Consider the following 17494-nt stretch of genomic DNA (forward strand, 5'->3'; position numbering starts at 1 on the left):
GCTGCAGCGCAGCCAACCGCTGCTGCGGCAGCCCAAGCATCCCTGCCCGCCACTCCTGCCCCTGGGGGCAGTGGCACAGCAGCGAGTATGCCAGGGACCCTCGCTACGCCGGGGAATGCGGCGAATACGGCGAATGCGAATCAGCAAGCTGTCCCGAATGCTCAGGCCGGTGCCGTGAATCAGCAGGGCTTGACGCAGCCGGTTGTGCCATCCGGCCAGCAGAATTCTGTCCAAGGCGTACAACAGGCTGTCATGGCCTCAACGCAAACGGGTGAATCGGCGCTTGCCCTGCAAGACACACTGAAGGGAGTATTGCTACAGGTGCTATCCAGCCAAGAAACGCCGCCTGCACTAAAGGAAGCGGCACAGCAACTCGTTCAGCATTTGACGGGCCAGCAGCTCTTGCTAAACACCGATCGCACGGCACCGTTTGCGCAGGTCACGATGTTCATACCTCTGCATGGGGTCGATGGGGAACAGACGGCATCCGTACATATTCAATCCCGCAGAGGTCGCAAAGGCGAGCTGGATGCGACCAACTGCAGGCTTTTGTTTGACTTGGACATGAAATTTCTGGGCCCGACCTTGATCGATGTGCAGGTTGTTGACCGGATCGTCAGCCTCAGCTTTCGGAATGATCAAAGTTACGCCGCGGAGCTGTTTGAAGGAAAAAAAGAAGAGTTGGCTCAAGCTGTTTCGTCTATCGGCTACCAATTGCTCAGCGTAAAAACAGAACCGCTGCCCCTAGTTGCCCCGCCTAATTCAGATATGTCCGTGCAGGGAACGGCAGCAGAATACACCCCGCAAACCTATAAAGGGGTGGACATGCGGATATGACCAAGCAAGAGAAAGAGCAAGGGCAAATAACAGCCATGAAAAAGGCAGTCGCCCTGAAATATACGCCCGGCGAGAGCGAGGCGCCGGTTGTGGTTGCCAAAGGGCAAGGGAAATTGGCGGAGTCTATATTAGACAAAGCTAAAGAGCATGGCGTCCCTGTCCAGGAAGATGCAGCTTTGGTGGGGATTCTCTCCAAGCTGGATCTGGATCAGCAGATTCCCGAGGAGCTGTACCAGCTTGTAGCGGAAGTGCTGACATATGTTTATCGTGCGGATCGTCAAGCGAAAGATGGAGGGATGATGCCATAATGAACTCGCCTTCCGGCAAAAAGGACAGCCGCAAGCAAAAAGGAGCCGCTGCCGAAGAGCTGGCGGCTGCTGCCCTTATTGAAAAAGGATACCGGGTGCTGGACCGGAATTGGCGCTGCCGGTTTGGAGAACTGGACATCGTTGCCGAAACAGGGGGGACCCTTGTGGTGATTGAGGTCAGAAGCCGAAGCGGTACGACCAGCTTCGGCACGCCTTCCGAGTCCGTGAACGCCCGCAAAGTGATGCAGGTCCGAAACACAGCCCAGCAGTACGTTCATCATAAGCGTTATTATGAACGGCCGATCCGGTTTGATGTTATCTCCATTATTCTTCGCCCAGATCTGACGCCCGTCTCGATGGAACATATCGAGAATGCATTTTAGATGGATATGATCCAAAGCATCTATAGGAATACCAAAAAGAAGGTGATAGGAGCCGAGCTCCATCACCTTCTTTGCGTAGGACAGATTATTTATTCAATAGGAGCGAACTTCCATTCCGTTGTTATCCAGATCATATCACTCTCCGGCTCCATTTCACAAATGAGTGGTTTCATCGGCGGTGATATATTGGCGATCCAGCTGACGGTATTGAATTGCCTCTGCGACATGCTGGCTCTGTATCCTATCGGATGCTTCCAAATCGGCGATGGTCCTGGCCAGCTTCAGGATTCGGTCATAAGCGCGCATGCTCAGGCCCAGCGTATCGATCGTCGCTTGCAGAAGCTCAGCCGAGTCCTTGTCGAGCACCGCATGTTTCCTCAGGAAGCTGCCGAACAGTTCGCTGTTCCAGCTGAACGGTAGCCTGCTGTAACGTTCCAATTGAATCCTTTGTGCCGCATAAACTTGATCCCGCATTTGCTTGGAGGATACAGGTGTTGTGCTTCCAGGCCATTCCCTTGGCCGAGGCACGTCCACCTGAAGGTCGATCCGATCCATCAAGGGCCCCGATATTCTAGCGCGATATTGAGCAATTCGTGTAACGCTGCACGTGCAGCGTTGATGAGGGTGATCACTGCCGTAATAACCGCACGGACAGGGATTCATCGAACAAGCGAGCATGAAGTGCGCAGGGAAGGTAAATACCGCTCGTGCCCGGCTGATGGTTACTTCGCGATCCTCCAGGGGCTGTCGCAGCACCTCCAGCACATGCCTCGAGAACTCAGGAAGCTCATCCAGGAAGAGAATGCCTTTATGGGCCAGACTGACTTCTCCCGGCTTCGGAATGGTACCGCCTCCGATGAGCCCGCCGGCTGATATGGTATGGTGAGGGGACCGAAAGGGACGTCTGGTCATTAACCCATCGGATGGCTTTAGCTTTCCGGCAGCACTGAAGATTTTCGTTGTGGTCAACGCTTCTTGGTCCGTCAGCGGCGGCAGTATGGTGGGGAGGCGCTTCATGAGCATCGTTTTACCCGTGCCCGGGGGCCCAATGAGCAGAATATTGTGCATGCCTGCGGCGGCAATGGTCAGGGCGCGTTTGATATGCTGCTGACCGATCACATCTCTATAGTCTTCCAACTGCTTGTCCTGCAGGCCGTCCGTTTGTGTTCTGCTTGGATGCGTGGCCCGATCGTATCTGAGCTTTGCCAGCGAAACGGCAGCGATGGTTGCTCCTCCAGTTTCACGGTTATCGATAACTCCATCTGATCCATCCTCGACGAGCTCATTCAAGTGCCTGAGCCCATAAACTTCGATCCCCCCGATCAATGCAGCTTCCGGGGCATTTTCGCTCGGAAGAAGGACTCCGGCATATCCTTCCTTTTTCGCTTGCTCCACCATTGGTAGCACCCCGGTGATGGGTCTGAGCGTACCATCCAGTGCGAGTTCGCCTAGGATCAATATTTGCCCGGCATTCGAAAAGGTCCATTGTTCGCTTGTCAGCAATATGCCGACAGCGATCGCCAAATCGAAGGAAGAGCCCTCTTTTCGGAGATCCGCCGGTGCTAGATTGACGGTTACCCGTTTTAAGGGATAGGTAAAACCGCAGTTTTTAATCGCTGCCCGAACCCGCTCAATGGATTCGCGAATGGAGGAATCGGGCAGACCGATGATGGAGGTTTGGGGCAGTCCGTTCGCCAAGTCTACCTCGACTTGGATGACAACGCCGTCAATGCCGTGCAAGCAAGCGCTATGAAGTTTTCCGTACATAAATAAAAGCACCTCATTTCTGATATCAGTGGATTGAATTGCAAAAGAACATCCAAGATTCGAAATGGGTGCTTCCTCATTTTCGCTGGGTGACTCTAGTCCGTATTGTAAAAGTTTACCTCCTGGCTGTCAATTCGCACTCCTCTTCAAGATATTCCATTCAAGGGACAAGGACCCAACCGCGGTGCGGGATCTGAGCGGTGAATGTACCATAATTCAGAAAGTTGTCACTTCTTCAGAATCGTAGCTACAGGCAATAACGGGAAGGAATGTGAATAGTCAATACACGGTTCCGGCAAGTAGAATCAAAATCATAAACGACATGCTGCTGTAAACAGTAGCTGGCGTTACATCATCATACATAAGGGAGAGGGTTGCGTGAACATTTGGAACCGAAAGCTCGGGTTGGTGGCATTGGCCGCCGTTATAACCGGCACATTATTGAGCGGATGCTCAAAAGAAAACGTTGCAAAAGAGGAGAATCCCGAAAACGCCGCCTTAGGCAAAGAAGTCACACTAGAAATGATGACCTTCTCTCATACGAATTGGCCCTATAAGGAAAACTGGCCGATTTACAAGTACTTAAAAGAAGAGACCGGCATCTCCTTCAAGGTACAACCCGTGATGAGCGATTACACCACAACGATGAACCTGGCGATATCCTCGGGCGAAATACCGGATCTTATGATGGTCAACAGCTTGAACGCCGCCAATACTCACGGGGAGAGCGGAGCGTTTGTCGACTATTTCGAGCATTTGGAACAGATGCCGAACTACAAGAAGTTTCTCGAGGACCATCCCGAAGTGAAGGCGGCTATTCTGTCTCCAGAGGGAAAGAACTATTTTATGCCGTTGTATGGACTTGAGCAGCAATCCAGGCGGTCATGGCTTTACAGAGACGATATATTCAAAAAACACAATCTGACGCCGCCGACGACATACGACGAACTGTACACCGTCGCCAAAAAATTAAAGGGATTGTACCCGGACAGCTTCCCGATTGCCGTTTTCAACGGTTTGAGTCCACTGGTCAATATGGCACCTGCGTTTAATACCAACAGCAGCTACTATTATGATTTCGAGAAGAATGAATGGCGCTATGGTCCGACAGAGGACAACTACAAGAAACTGGTTGAGTATATGAATAAATTTTATATGGAGGGCTTGGTTGCGCCTGACTTCATGGCACATAAACGCAAGCAATTTAACGACCTGCTGCTTCAGAACAAATCGTTTATCGCCAGCGATTATATCGGCATCATGGATGAACTTCCGTTAATGCTTGGGGATAAGGCAGCTGAGTTCAGTCTCGATTATATGGTTCCTCCTGTTGGAACGCCGGATGGCAAATCCCACAATGTATTTGCCGGATTGCAGTCCGACGGCTTTGCGGTGGCGGCAAATTCCAAAGAGCGGGATCGGCTGCTGAAGTATCTTGATTTCTTGTTCTCTCCCGAAGGAATGGAGCTGGCAACCTGGGGCAGGGAAGGCGAGACGTTCACAACTGAGAACGGGGCTCGCAAATTCAAACCGGATTACAAAGAGTTCGGCGACTTGAGAACCAAGACGGGCATCGCAACAATCGGAGCGCATACGGTATTGGATATGACGGCTTACGAGTCCATGTATTCCCCAAAAATGCGGGAAGCGATGAAAATCGCGCCAAACCATGAAACGAAACCCCAGCCAAGGCTTGCGTATACGAATGAAGAAAATGAAGTGCTCAGCATGGTCGGCGAAACGGTGAAAAAATTCCATGAGGAGCAGATCGCCAAGTTCATTCTAGGACAGAAACCGATGGATGATTGGGATGCTTACGTTACTGAAGTGAACAAGCTTGGCGTGCAGCAGGTGCTGGATGTGCATAAAAGTGCTTATGAGCGGACGCAAAAGTTCTTAAACGAAACCAAGTAATGGATATCTGCGCGGCATACGGCAAGATGAGCGCACTGCTTTCTTTTCCCGGACCGGCTCTCGGCTAAGTAATGGCTGGTCCCGGTCCTTATGGGGGAAGCAGCCTGATGGATGAGTTTTGAACTAACGGGTAAAGGAGGATACGTTTTTTTGCAACCACAGAAGAATCCGGGTTTCTTGACGAAAGTGAAGCGGGACAAATACCTGCTGCTGCTGCTTCTGCCCTGTGCTCTGTATTACATCATCTTTAAGTACGTTCCCATATTCGGCATTTCGATCGCCTTTATGGACTACAACCTATTTAAGGGGATCACGGAGAGTGACTGGGTGGGTTTCAAATATTTCAGCATGTTTTTTAATACGCCTGATTTCTGGCCTGTTCTCAGAAATACATTCCTGCTGGGTTTATACAAGCTGATCTTCGGCTTTCCGGCACCTATCATCCTTGCTTTACTCATTAATGAAGTGAGCAAGTCGTTTTTGAAACGGTTTGTCCAAACGGTCAGTTATCTCCCGCACTTCATATCCAATGTCGTTGTAGCGGGGATCGCGGTTATGTTCCTGTCCCCGACAGGCGGGGTAGTCAACCAGCTGCTGAGTGCCGTCGGACTCGAACGAATCAACTTTTTGGTTGAGGCCTCCTGGTTCAGGTCGATCTATGTAACGACCGACGTATGGCAGCATATCGGATGGGGGACCATCATCTATTTGGCTGCTTTGACGGCAATCGATCCGCAGTTATATGAAGCGGCACGGATGGATGGTGCTAACCGGTGGAAGCAGGCGCTGAACATTACGCTTCCCGGCATTGCGCCTGCAATCGTGATTATCTTGATACTTGATATCGGAAAAATACTGGAAATTGGCTTTGAGAAAGTATACCTGCTCGCAACTCCCGCCACTTATGAGACAGCTGATATTATATCGACCTACGTGTACAGGGTCGGCTTAACGCAAGGCAACTACAGTTATGCCACAGCGATTGATCTGTTTACCGGCATCATCAGCTTTATCTTCATTATCGCGGCGAATTCGTTCAGCCGGCGGGTTAGCGGAAACAGCATCTGGTAAAGGAGGAACATGATGAAACCGAAATGGAATTGGTTTGACGCGCTCAATGCCTTGATCCTTTCCGGGATCGTGCTCGCGTGTCTATATCCGTTTGTTTATATGCTGGCCGTGTCCCTGAGCGATTCCGCATCCATCGCCTCCGGGGAAGTATGGCTATGGCCGAAGGGTTTTAACCTGGATATGTATCAGTATGTGTTCGAGGACGGTCGGGTGCTGAAAGGATATAAGAACACGCTGATTTACGTGATTTCAGGGACCGCCATATCTTTGATTGTAACGGCACTTGGGGCTTATGCGCTGTCCAAGACCAAGATGGTCATAGGCAAACCGATCCTGATGCTGATCGTCTTTACGATGTTTTTTAACGGCGGGATGATTCCGACGTTTCTGGTCGTGAAGGAGCTGGGCTTTGTCAACACCATATGGGGCATGGTACTGCCCGGAGCGGTAGGTACCTGGAATCTGCTCATCATGCGGACTTTCTTCATGGGCATGCCTCAAGAGCTCGAGGAATCCGGAAAAATAGATGGACTGTCCGAAATCGGGATTTTCTTCCGGATTGTGCTCCCGCTATCCAAGCCGGTGCTGGCCACCATCGGCTTGTATTATGCCGTCGGGATGTGGAATAACTTTATGGGGCCGCTGCTGTATCTGCGGGATGCCGATATGCAGCCCCTTCAGGTCATTTTAAGAAACATCGTGCTGTCGGGGCAATTGACGGGGACGGATGGTCCGGTTGTAGGCGATATCGTGGTGGTGGAGGATGGCTTGAAATTCGCTACCATTATGGTCTCTACCTTGCCGATCCTGCTTGTCTATCCGTTTATACAGAAGTATTTTGTAAAAGGGGCTTTGATAGGCTCGGTTAAGGGTTAGCGTTAAAGGTAAAGCGGTCGGCCGCTCACCTGTGTGTTATCGGATCCAGCTGGTTTTCCGGTAATCACCCGGTGTTTGGCCGGTTATTTTTTTGAACATGCGGATAAAGGAAGTGACATTACGGTAGCCGATCCGGTTGCCTACTTCCTGAATCGGCATATTTGTCGTCTGCAGCAGTTCTTTCGCTTTTGTTATTCGAATCGCATTCAATTGGTCGCTAAAATTGCTCCCCGTCTTCTCTTTAATATACCCGGACAGATAAGTTGGCGACATGTTGAGTTTAAAGGCGAGCTGTTCGAGTGATATATCTTCAGCGTAATGGGACTCCAAATAATGAATGACATATTGAATGATATCGTAATGTTCCTCCCGTTTCAGACGGATCGCATGGGCTGCATGGGCAAGCTCGTCGAGCAGGATATCCCGGTATTGCGCGGGTGTTACGCTATAAGCAAGCTTTTGTGCGTAATCCGGAAGGGCGTCGATATTGATTTTCAGCAGTTCTACTGTCCTTCTCATGCGGACCGAGACCGATTTGGCAAAGTGGCTTAGTTGATCGGCCGTGGCCTCTTGCCGCTGCAATCGATCCAGTGCGCGCTCAATGAGCGATTGGCAGCTGCTCTCGTTGCCAGCCTGTAAATTCACGTAAAATTCGTGTTCCTGCTCGGCAGTGAATCCTGTTACATCTTCACGGTGTTCCTTCTCCCAGATAATCTGGGTTTCCTCTATCGGCATGGCTTGCTGCAGGAGCGACATGGCTTCTGCATAAGCCCGGTCAAAATCAGAGGTTTGCTGGAATACGGACGAAACTGCAATATTCACGAGATAGGTGCTTTGATCCTGATCAAAAATCTTTTTGAGCTGATTGAGACACTGCTGCAGCATGTCAGATTTTTCTTGTGTATACACAATGGATAAAATCTGCTTGCCCTCCATCTGAAGGGTATGGGATATGGGAAACGATTCTTGGAACTGCAGCGTGATCATATCTTTGATCTTGCCGGTTGTCCTTGTCATTAAGGCATCAAGCTGACGCGAAGGGACGTGCCGGTACCTCAACTGATAAACGATAACCATAAATGCACCCTCGCCGACCCAAAGCTCTTTGGAAGCGTTGGTATCAAGGGCAATGTTTTTGAACTGGGCCAAATAATGGTAGCTTGTCAGCAGCGGTTTGGTATGGTCCATCCATTCCTTGATGATCTTACGTTCATGCTGCAAACCCTTCAGATGGTTGGAAATAGCGCTGAATTCGGCAATACTCCCTTGATATAGCTCCATCTCCGCTTGGCCCAGACCCGTAACCATTCTCTTGAGCGGCAGGTTGATTTTTCGGGAGAAAACCCATGATGCCAGAATACCAATAAGCAGGGTAGCTGCAAATAAGAGTACAGCCATCCAGTTCACGCGGCTGATGCTTTGATTGAGTTCCTTATGCGGAATAACAGAAACGTAGGTAAGACCGGAGCGGGCGCCTTTTTCGAAAAAGTAATAGGTTCCCTTCTCCATCATCCATTCCGATTGGCCGTCCCATTCCGGCAGTGGCAGGGATTTAGCATCCGGGGCGGATTCATACAGGGTTGTTCCCTCCGAGTCCACCAGCAGAAAACGGGAATCGGCCATTCCTTTATATGATTCATACCAGCTTTTCATATTTACGAAAGCGATGATCCTCCAGGGACTGCCCTGTACATTGGTAATGAGCGGCATCAGCTGCAATTCACTCTTCTCGGTTCCGATGGTGAACGTGCGGCTGGGAAGCATGTGCAGAAAACCGTTTGCGTGATCTCTACGCTTCCAGAATTCGTATGAATAGGAGTCGCTTTTGTAGTAATGCTTAAACATGCGGTCATCATCGACGATGCCATCCCGTTCAAGCAGGAAGGAATGATTTTGGTAGTAAATCATGACATTATTTAAGTGGTAGTAGGGCTGGCTTACCAGGGTCCGAATCTGATCCATCACCGTATCCACCTGCAGATAATTGATGCCTTTCTTTCCCCCGGAATCGGCCTGCCTGCTGATATTGCCGACAAATTCATCGTGCTGAAGGTTAAGGAGAAGATTTTTCCATGTGGAGTATTGTTTCTCAAAATGATCGACGGTGTTTCGAATCAGGGTCAGATTATATTTGACAATTTCATTGTTAACATTGCGGGAGTAGAAGGTCATCGACCATAGATTATAGGAGGAGAGCAGGAAAATCACGACGAGAAAATACACGAGCATTTTGACAAATAATGAATGCAGCGGAAAAAATGACTTCAACCAACTCATGCTGAATCTCCTTATAATTGCGTTCACTAATCTTTCAATCATTCTACCGGATAGCAGAAAAAGGATAAAGAGTTTTATTTTACGACACAGTTTAATGCGAACAAAAAGGGATTTAATGGTATAATAGTAATCAATGTACTAATTATTATGGGGAGGGGAGAGGGGTTCGGTATGACAATTTTATGGGAAAATATCATCATTACACTAGTTGCAGGATTGTTTGGCATTGCCGTTGTCGTATTGGGGATTGTCGGCTTGATAAGCTTTGCACGAAAAAATAAATGAATTTTACATAATTCTCCAATTTATATCTGGAAGGAATCATACCCATGCCAAATCGAGTGGATAAACTGTGAACTTTTTAAGGTAAGCGTTTTAAAAACATGTTACAATAGCTTGGGTTTAATATATAAAGGTTGACAGGGTAATCTTTCATAGATTAGTTCCGTGTTAGCCAGCCTTGTTCCAGTCATGTTGATAGGAGGATTCGAGAATGAATATCCATGAATATCAAGGAAAACAAGTACTGAAGCAATATGGAGTAGCTGTTCCGAACGGCAAGGTAGCGTTTACGGTAGAAGAGGCAGTTGAAGCTGCACAATCTTTGGGAAGTCCCGTAACCGTTGTCAAAGCACAGATCCACGCAGGCGGTCGGGGTAAAGCTGGCGGCGTTAAAGTGGCGAAGAACCTGGATGAGGTTCGTGCTTATGCTGAAGAAATTCTGGGCAAGGTGTTGGTGACTCACCAAACGGGTCCGGAAGGCAAGGAAGTCAAGCGTCTCCTCATTGAAGAGGGCTGCGATATTCGCAAAGAGTATTATATCGGTGTGGTCGTTGACCGTGCTACCGGCCGTGTCGTTTTGATGGCGTCCGAAGAAGGCGGTACCGAGATCGAAGAGGTTGCAGCAGCAACTCCCGAGAAGATTTTCAAAGAGGTCGTAGATCCAGCGATCGGACTTCAAACGTTCCAAGCACGGAAATTAGCGTATTCCATTAATATTCCGAATGAACTGGTAGGAAAAGCCGTTCAGTTCATGCTGGCCTTGTATAAGGCATTTGTAGAGAAGGATTGCTCTATCGCTGAAATCAATCCGCTTGTCGTAACCGGGGACGGAAACGTCATGGCTCTAGATGCCAAACTCAACTTTGACTCCAATGCGTTGTTCCGTCATAAAGACATCCTTGAGCTGCGCGACCTGGACGAAGAAGACGAGAAGGAAATTGAAGCATCCAAATACGACTTGAGTTACATAGCTCTGGATGGCAACATCGGCTGTATGGTTAATGGCGCCGGTCTTGCCATGGCTACGATGGACATCATTAAGTACTATGGCGGGGACCCTGCAAACTTCCTTGATGTTGGGGGCGGTGCAACAACGGAGAAGGTAACGGAAGCCTTCAAGATCATTTTATCCGATCCTCAAGTAAAAGGAATCTTTGTCAACATTTTCGGCGGCATTATGCGCTGCGACGTTATCGCTACCGGTGTTGTCGAAGCTGCTAAACAGTTGGGCTTAACTCGTCCGCTTGTTGTACGCTTGGAAGGGACGAACGTAGACCTCGGCAAGCAAATTTTGGCTGAGTCCGGTCTTAACATCGTACCTGCTGATTCCATGGCCGACGGAGCACAGAAGATCGTCTCCCTCGTTCAGTAATATTTCATTCCTGAAGGGGCATGGCACGATGGGCTTTGAAAGCCCTGCCGTGCGGTTGCTTTCATTTTCAAATAACAATAGGGGATGTGAATCAATCGTGAGTATTTTGATCGATAAAAATACAAAAGTTATCACGCAAGGGATTACAGGTAAAACAGCCCTTTTCCATGCAAAAGGCGCCTTGGATTACGGTACACAGATGGTCGGGGGAACTTCACCCGGCAAAGGTGGAACCGAAGTCGAAATTACGCTTGAGAACGGTGAAACCGTCAAATTGCCGGTTTACAACACCGTTGAGGAAGCCAAAGCCAAAACAGGCGCAACCGCTAGCGTAATTTATGTGCCCCCGGCTTTTGCTGCGGATTCCATTCTGGAAGCTGTTGATGCCGAGATGGATCTGGTTATCTGTATTACGGAAGGCATTCCGGTGCTGGATATGGTCAAAGTATCCCGCTATATGGAAGGCAAGAAGACTCGTTTGATCGGACCTAACTGTCCGGGCGTTATTACGCCGGGTGAATGCAAAATCGGCATCATGCCTGGTTACATCCATACGCCAGGACATGTCGGAGTTGTATCGCGCAGCGGTACCCTGACATATGAAGCCGTTCATCAGCTGACTGCTCGCGGCATTGGACAATCCTCCGCCGTAGGGATTGGCGGCGACCCGGTTAAAGGGACGGAGTTTATCGATGTATTGAGACTCTTTAATGAAGATCCTAACACCAAAGCGGTTATTATGATCGGTGAGATCGGCGGTACAGCGGAGGAAGAAGCGGCTGAATGGATCAAAGCGAACATGACTAAACCAGTGGTAGGCTTCATTGGCGGGGCAACGGCGCCTCCAGGAAAACGCATGGGCCACGCAGGCGCGATTATTTCTGGCGGTAAAGGGACAGCCAAGGAGAAAATCTCTGTACTTGAAGCGTGCGGTATCAAGGTAGCTCCTACACCTGCTGAAATGGGCTCAACCCTGGTTAGCGTGCTTGAGGAGAAGGGTCTCCTGGAGTCTTGCACGACTCACTAGATCCAGATTTTTATGCAATTCTAGCTAAGGCATAACTTAAGGTAAGCAACCTTTTATTTCCTAAACAGGAAATGAAGGGTTGCTTTTTTGTTTTTGATTTTATATTTTAAGGAGGTCCCGTTATGAAGGTGGATAGCTTACTGCTGATCGCATTGCATGAAAGCGAAGGTGTCGGATGGAAGACCATTAACCGAATCATATCGAACGGTGAGCTGCATGAGGGGTTGCTGTCTTATGATGCGAATGATTGGAGGGCATGTGGTCTGTCTGTCGAAAAAGCGAACAAACTGGCCAAGGACTTTCCTTCCGATGTCGAAAGAAAGCAAATCGATCTGTCGAATGCGGATGATGCCGGGTATCGGCAACATGAAGCCGGGGTATGGAATTTGACAAACCGTTCAAAAATACGTATTATAACAGCCCTCGATGATATCTACCCGGACACGTTACGATCTTCGCCACAGGCTCCTTGGGTGTTGTATTGCATCGGCGATCTACATCTGCTGTCGAGGCCTGGGATTGCGATGGTAGGTACAAGAATGCCTACGGCATATGGGCGCAAAATTGCAACGATGCTATCCGAGGAGTTGGTACGATCAGGGTTCATGGTTGTCAGCGGCATGGCCAGAGGCATTGATAGCGTAGTCCACGATACGGCTTTGCGAAGCGGGGGACTGACAGTGGCGGTTCTCGGAGCCGGCGTTGACGTTATATATCCACCGGAGAACCGATCGCTGTATGAGGAGATCGCGGCTAAGGGGCTTATCATTTCCGAATACCCGCCAGGCACCAAGGCGCTACCGGGATTCTTCCCGCAGCGTAACCGGATTATCGCGGGACTCACGCTAGGTACCGTGGTGGTGGAGGCGGATGCCCGCAGCGGATCGTTGATTACGGCGGATTTAGCCCTGGAGGCGGGAAGGGACGTGTTCTCCGTTCCGGGACCTGTTACTTCACCCAAGAGCAGAGGGACTTTGGATTTAATCAAGCAAGGAGCCAAGATGGTCACGGAAGCAAGGGATATAATAGAAGAATATGATTCCCTGTTGCCAAAAGTGGCCTCCGGTACATACAATAAGGAGCGGCGGGCCCCTCGTCAGGAGCAGCCGGATGAACTAGCCGGGTTGACAAATGACGAACGACAAATATACCATATGCTCGAACAGGGTCCCGGGTCGCTGGATGATATGATCGAGCGAACCCGGTGGGATTTTGGACATTTGCATTCAGTTCTGTTATCTTTAATCATAAAAAAGCAGATTACCCAATTACCCGGTGCTATATATAAGATCATTTAATGGGAAAGTTTGAATGTTGGAGAGGAGGATGAACCTGTGGCGGATTCACTCGTCATCGTAGAATCGCCTGCTAAGGCGAAAACGATTGGCAAATATCTCGGCAGCAAGTATATCGTGAAGGCTTCGATGGGTCATGTTCGCGATTTGCCGAAGAGCCAGATCGGGGTTGAAGTGGAAAACGACTTCAATCCGAAATACATTACGATCCGCGGAAAAGGTTCTGTCTTAAAGGAACTTAAGGATGCTAGCAAAAAGGTGAAAAAAGTGTACCTCGCAGCTGACCCCGATCGCGAAGGAGAGGCCATTGCATGGCATCTTGCGCATGCGTTGGAGCTGGACGATACTCAAAGCCTGCGGGTTGTATTTAATGAAATAACGAAAACAGCCGTGAAGGATGCCTTCAAGACGCCGCGCAAAATTAACATGGATCTGGTCAACGCGCAGCAGGCAAGACGTATCCTGGACCGATTGGTTGGTTATAAGATCAGCCCTATTCTATGGAAGAAAGTGAAAAAGGGACTCTCTGCCGGCCGTGTTCAATCGGTAGCCGTCAAAATCATTCTCGACCGCGAGAATGAGATAAGCGCTTTCGTACCGGAAGAATATTGGACCATTACGGCCAAGCTGGCCATTAAAGGATCTGCATTCGAAGCCAAATTCACGCAGCTTAATGGCGCAAAGAAAGAGCTGACCAATGAACAGGAAGTAAATGAAATTCTCGAAGCGATTCGGGATGCTTCCTTCCAAGTCAGTGAAGTAAAAGAGCGAGAGCGTCAGCGCCATCCGTCTCCACCGTTTACAACGAGTTCCTTGCAGCAGGAAGCTGCACGTAAACTTGGTTTCCGGGCTGCTAAGACCATGTCGGTTGCCCAGCAGCTGTACGAGGGCGTCGAGCTTGGCAAGGAAGGCACCGTCGGTTTGATTACCTACATGCGTACGGACTCAACGCGCATCTCAGGGACGGCTCAAGAAGAAGCAAAAGAATACATCACCGAGAAGTATGGTGATCCGTTCGTTCCGGAGAGCCCGAGACAATACTCGAAAAAAGCAGCCAACGCTCAGGATGCGCATGAAGCGATTCGTCCTACATCGGTGCTGCGGGATCCTGAATCCATGAAGCCGTTTATGAGCCGTGATCAGCTCCGCTTGTACAAACTGGTCTGGGAGCGTTTTGTGGCAAGTCAGATGTCTTCTGCAGTGCTGGATACGCTTTCTGTGGATATTGCCGCAGGCAAGACCGTCTTCCGCGCAACAGGTTCGAAGGTTCGGTTCCCTGGATTCATGAAGGTTTACGTTGAAGGCAACGACGACGGGACGACAGAGGAAGATAAATACCTGCCGGAGCTTCATAGTGGCGACATTCTGGAGAAACAGGATATTGAGCCGAAGCAGCATTTCACGCAGCCGCCTCCGCGTTATACGGAAGCACGTCTAGTCCGGACGCTGGAAGAGCTCGGCATAGGGCGACCTAGCACGTATGCACCGACACTGGAGACGATCCAGAAGAGAGGCTACGTTGCCATCGAAGAGAAAAAATTCATGCCAACCGAGCTCGGTGAACTTGTCATCGAGCAGATGGAGCAGTTCTTCCCGGAAATTCTCAATGTGGAGTTTACGGCTAACATGGAAGAGGACCTCGACCATGTGGAGGAGGGCTCCGAAGATTGGGTCAAAGTATTGGCAGAGTTCTATGAATCCTTTGAAAAGCGCCTTGAAGTAGCAGAGGAAGAAATGAAGGAAATCGAAATCGAAGATGAGGTTTCCGACGAGATCTGCGAAAAGTGCGGAAAGCCGTTGGTCTATAAGCTGGGCAGGTTTGGCAAGTTTCTTGCATGCTCAGGCTTCCCGGATTGCCGGAATACCAAGCCGATCGTGAAAGATATCGGTGTGGCGTGCCCGAAATGCAAGGAAGGCCATGTCGTGGAACGACGAAGCAAGAAGGGGCGCGTCTTCTTTGGGTGTGATCGTTATCCCGAATGTGATTTCGTATCATGGGATAAACCGTCAACGAAGCCGTGTCCGAATTGCAGCAGCTTAATGGTAGAGAAGAAAAGCAAGCAAGGCATCAAGCTTCAATGTACTTCTTGTGATTATTCCGAAATGGTCGAGGAACAAGACGACGCAGCAGATTTGTAAGGCATACAGGGGGTAATGACGTTGACAGATTCACAGAGGGTTACGGTTATCGGTGCAGGGCTTGCCGGCAGTGAAGCTGCCTGGCAGATCGCTAGCCGGGGCATACCCGTTACATTATATGAGATGCGGCCGGTCGTTAAGACGCCGGCTCATCATACGGACAAGTTCGCTGAGCTTGTATGCAGTAATTCGCTTCGGGCGAACGGTTTAACCAACGCAGTAGGGGTATTGAAGGAAGAAATGCGGATGCTGAACTCGCTTGTCATCGGTTCGGCAGACCGCAATTCCGTCCCGGCTGGCGGCGCATTGGCCGTTGACCGTGACGGTTTTTCGGGAGAAATTACGGAAACTCTGCATCAGCATCCTTTAATTGAGGTTGTAAATGAAGAAATTCAGCATATACCTGAAGAAGGCATCGTTGTTATTGCTACAGGGCCGCTGACCTCGCCCGCGTTGTCATCACAGATTCGTGAGCTGATGGGTGAGGACTATTTCTATTTTTACGATGCGGCTGCTCCGATCGTGGAAAAAGATTCAATTGATACGAGCAAGGTTTATCTGGCATCCCGTTATGATAAAGGCGAAGCGGCTTATCTGAATTGTCCCATGACAGAAGAAGAGTTCGACGCTTTCTATGACGCTCTTATCAATGCCGAAGTCGCTCAATTGAAAGAGTTTGAGAAGGAGATTTATTTCGAGGGCTGCATGCCGATCGAGGTCATGATGAAGCGTGGTAAGCAAACCGCCTTGTTTGGCCCGATGAAGCCTGTTGGATTGGTGAACCCGCATACAGGCAAGCTGCCGCACGCTGTGGTGCAGCTCCGTCAGGATAATGCGGCAGGTACCCTCTACAATCTTGTCGGTTTCCAGACTCATTTGAAGTGGGGCGAACAGAAGCGGATTATTTCCATGATTCCGGGACTTGAGAACGCCGAAATTGTGCGATACGGCGTCATGCACCGCAACACATTTGTCAATTCGCCAAAATTGCTGGAACAAACCTATCAGGTGAAAACGCGGCCTAATCTGTATCTGGCGGGACAAATGACGGGCGTAGAAGGATATGTGGAATCGGCGGCATCCGGATTGATTGCTGGGATCAATGCAGCAAGAGCTGCTCAGGGGCAGGAGGGGATCGTATTCCCTCAGGAATCAACCATCGGGAGCATGGCCTACTACATAACCCATGCAGATCCAGATAACTTCCAGCCGATGAATGCGAACTTCGGTCTTCTTCCGAGCCTTGAGAAGCGCATTCGCAACAAGAAGGAGAAAAACGAAGCGCTTGCAAGCAGAGCTCTAGACGAAGTACGCGTATTTATTAATGCTAACGAACTAAATACAATCTAATCTTATTTTCTTAGGGAGGTCTTGCCATCATGGAAATGACTTTTCACGCCACTACAATTTGTGCAGTACGGCATAATGGCACAGCAGCTATTGCCGGCGATGGTCAAGTTACATTTGGTGAAAGTGTAGTCATGAAGCAGACCGCCAAGAAAGTGCGCCGTCTTTACCGGGGACAAGTTGTCGCCGGTTTTGCCGGTTCTGTGGCGGATGCAATCACGTTATTTGAGAAATTCGAAGGCAAGCTGGAAGAGCATCATGGAAATCTGCAGCGCGCCGCTGTTGAACTCGCGAAGGATTGGCGTCAAGACCGTGTGCTTCGCAAGCTTGAAGCTTTGATGATTGTTATGGATAAAACCGGGATGCTGCTGATTTCAGGCGGCGGCGAAATCATCGAGCCTGATGATGATGTGCTGGCCATTGGGTCAGGCGGCAATTTTGCCTTGTCGGCAGGACGGGCGCTTAAGCGTCATGCCGGACATATGGAAGCGAAGGATATCGCCAGAGAAGCGCTTCAGATCGCTTCTGAGGTGTGTGTCTATACCAACAGCAATATTATTGTCGAAGAGCTGTAAGGATGCCATACAGCAACATATAGC

General features: G+C 49.7%; 13 protein-coding genes and 1 pseudogene. 12 read left to right on the top strand and 2 right to left on the bottom strand.

All coding sequences use genetic code 11. From position 1 onward, the window contains the following. The 3 genes and pseudogenes from M4D81_RS06150 to M4D81_RS06160 all read left to right on the top strand — a co-directional run. Positions 1–837, top strand: a pseudogene (locus tag M4D81_RS06150) (hypothetical protein); the annotation flags it as partial. After that, entirely contained in the window at positions 834–1145 is a 312-nt protein-coding gene (locus M4D81_RS06155; RefSeq protein ID WP_260065120.1) for an EscU/YscU/HrcU family type III secretion system export apparatus switch protein, read from the top strand. The pseudogene M4D81_RS06150 and the gene M4D81_RS06155, both read left to right, overlap by 4 nt. Then, positions 1145–1528, top strand: coding sequence for a YraN family protein (locus M4D81_RS06160; protein WP_071220066.1), 384 nt, complete (start codon positions 1145–1147; stop codon positions 1526–1528). Before M4D81_RS06155 ends, M4D81_RS06160 begins: the two co-directional genes overlap by 1 nt. A gap of 153 nt (positions 1529–1681) precedes the next feature. Here M4D81_RS06160 and M4D81_RS06165 read toward each other — a convergent pair whose 3' ends face one another. Beyond that, entirely contained in the window at positions 1682–3295 is a 1614-nt protein-coding gene (locus M4D81_RS06165) for a YifB family Mg chelatase-like AAA ATPase (RefSeq protein WP_260065123.1), read from the bottom strand. A gap of 378 nt (positions 3296–3673) precedes the next feature. Here M4D81_RS06165 and M4D81_RS06170 point away from each other — a divergent pair, with 378 nt between their 5' ends. The 3 genes from M4D81_RS06170 (at position 3674) to M4D81_RS06180 (ending at position 7156) form a co-directional block, all read left to right on the top strand. After that, positions 3674–5209, top strand: a complete 1536-nt coding sequence (locus tag M4D81_RS06170) for an ABC transporter substrate-binding protein (protein WP_260065124.1) — start codon at positions 3674–3676, stop codon at positions 5207–5209. 111 nt (positions 5210–5320) lie between these two features. Then, positions 5321–6280, top strand: a complete 960-nt coding sequence (locus M4D81_RS06175; RefSeq protein WP_397376663.1) for an ABC transporter permease — start codon at positions 5321–5323, stop codon at positions 6278–6280. Between the two features lie 12 nt (positions 6281–6292). After that, complete coding sequence (locus tag M4D81_RS06180) at positions 6293–7156, top strand: carbohydrate ABC transporter permease (RefSeq protein ID WP_260065708.1); 864 nt, start codon at positions 6293–6295, stop codon at positions 7154–7156. Between the two features lie 36 nt (positions 7157–7192). On the opposite strand, the gene M4D81_RS06185 is transcribed toward M4D81_RS06180, so the two are convergent. Next, positions 7193–9433 (bottom strand): helix-turn-helix domain-containing protein, encoded by a 2241-nt coding sequence (locus M4D81_RS06185; RefSeq protein WP_260065126.1) that lies wholly within the window; start codon positions 9431–9433, stop codon positions 7193–7195. Positions 9434–9926: 493 nt separating this feature from the next. On the opposite strand from M4D81_RS06185, the gene sucC reads away from it, so the two are divergent. The 6 genes from sucC to hslV all read left to right on the top strand — a co-directional run bounded on the left by sucC (position 9927) and on the right by hslV (position 17470). Then, entirely contained in the window at positions 9927–11087 is a 1161-nt protein-coding gene (gene sucC / locus M4D81_RS06190) for an ADP-forming succinate--CoA ligase subunit beta (protein ID WP_006211339.1), read from the top strand. A gap of 97 nt (positions 11088–11184) precedes the next feature. Further along, positions 11185–12114: a succinate--CoA ligase subunit alpha gene (gene sucD, locus M4D81_RS06195; RefSeq protein WP_071220478.1), complete on the top strand. Its 930-nt coding sequence runs from the start codon at positions 11185–11187 to the stop codon at positions 12112–12114. Positions 12115–12236: 122 nt separating this feature from the next. Then, positions 12237–13412 carry a DNA-processing protein DprA gene (dprA, locus tag M4D81_RS06200; protein WP_260065127.1) on the top strand — a complete coding sequence of 392 codons (1176 nt, stop codon included), beginning with the start codon at positions 12237–12239 and terminating at the stop codon, positions 13410–13412. Between the two features lie 36 nt (positions 13413–13448). Beyond that, positions 13449–15548, top strand: coding sequence for a type I DNA topoisomerase (gene topA, locus M4D81_RS06205; RefSeq protein WP_216531861.1), 2100 nt, complete (start codon positions 13449–13451; stop codon positions 15546–15548). A gap of 15 nt (positions 15549–15563) precedes the next feature. Beyond that, entirely contained in the window at positions 15564–16898 is a 1335-nt protein-coding gene (gene trmFO / locus M4D81_RS06210; RefSeq protein ID WP_397376664.1) for an FADH(2)-oxidizing methylenetetrahydrofolate--tRNA-(uracil(54)-C(5))-methyltransferase TrmFO, read from the top strand. Positions 16899–16927: 29 nt separating this feature from the next. Continuing rightward, a complete protein-coding gene (gene hslV, locus M4D81_RS06215; protein ID WP_006211334.1) occupies positions 16928–17470 on the top strand; it encodes an ATP-dependent protease subunit HslV in 543 nt (180 codons plus the stop codon). Positions 17471–17494: the final 24 nt, after the last annotated feature.

The sequence above is a fragment of the Paenibacillus sp. p3-SID867 genome, assembly GCF_025142895.1.
Taxonomy (GTDB): domain Bacteria; phylum Bacillota; class Bacilli; order Paenibacillales; family Paenibacillaceae; genus Paenibacillus_AQ.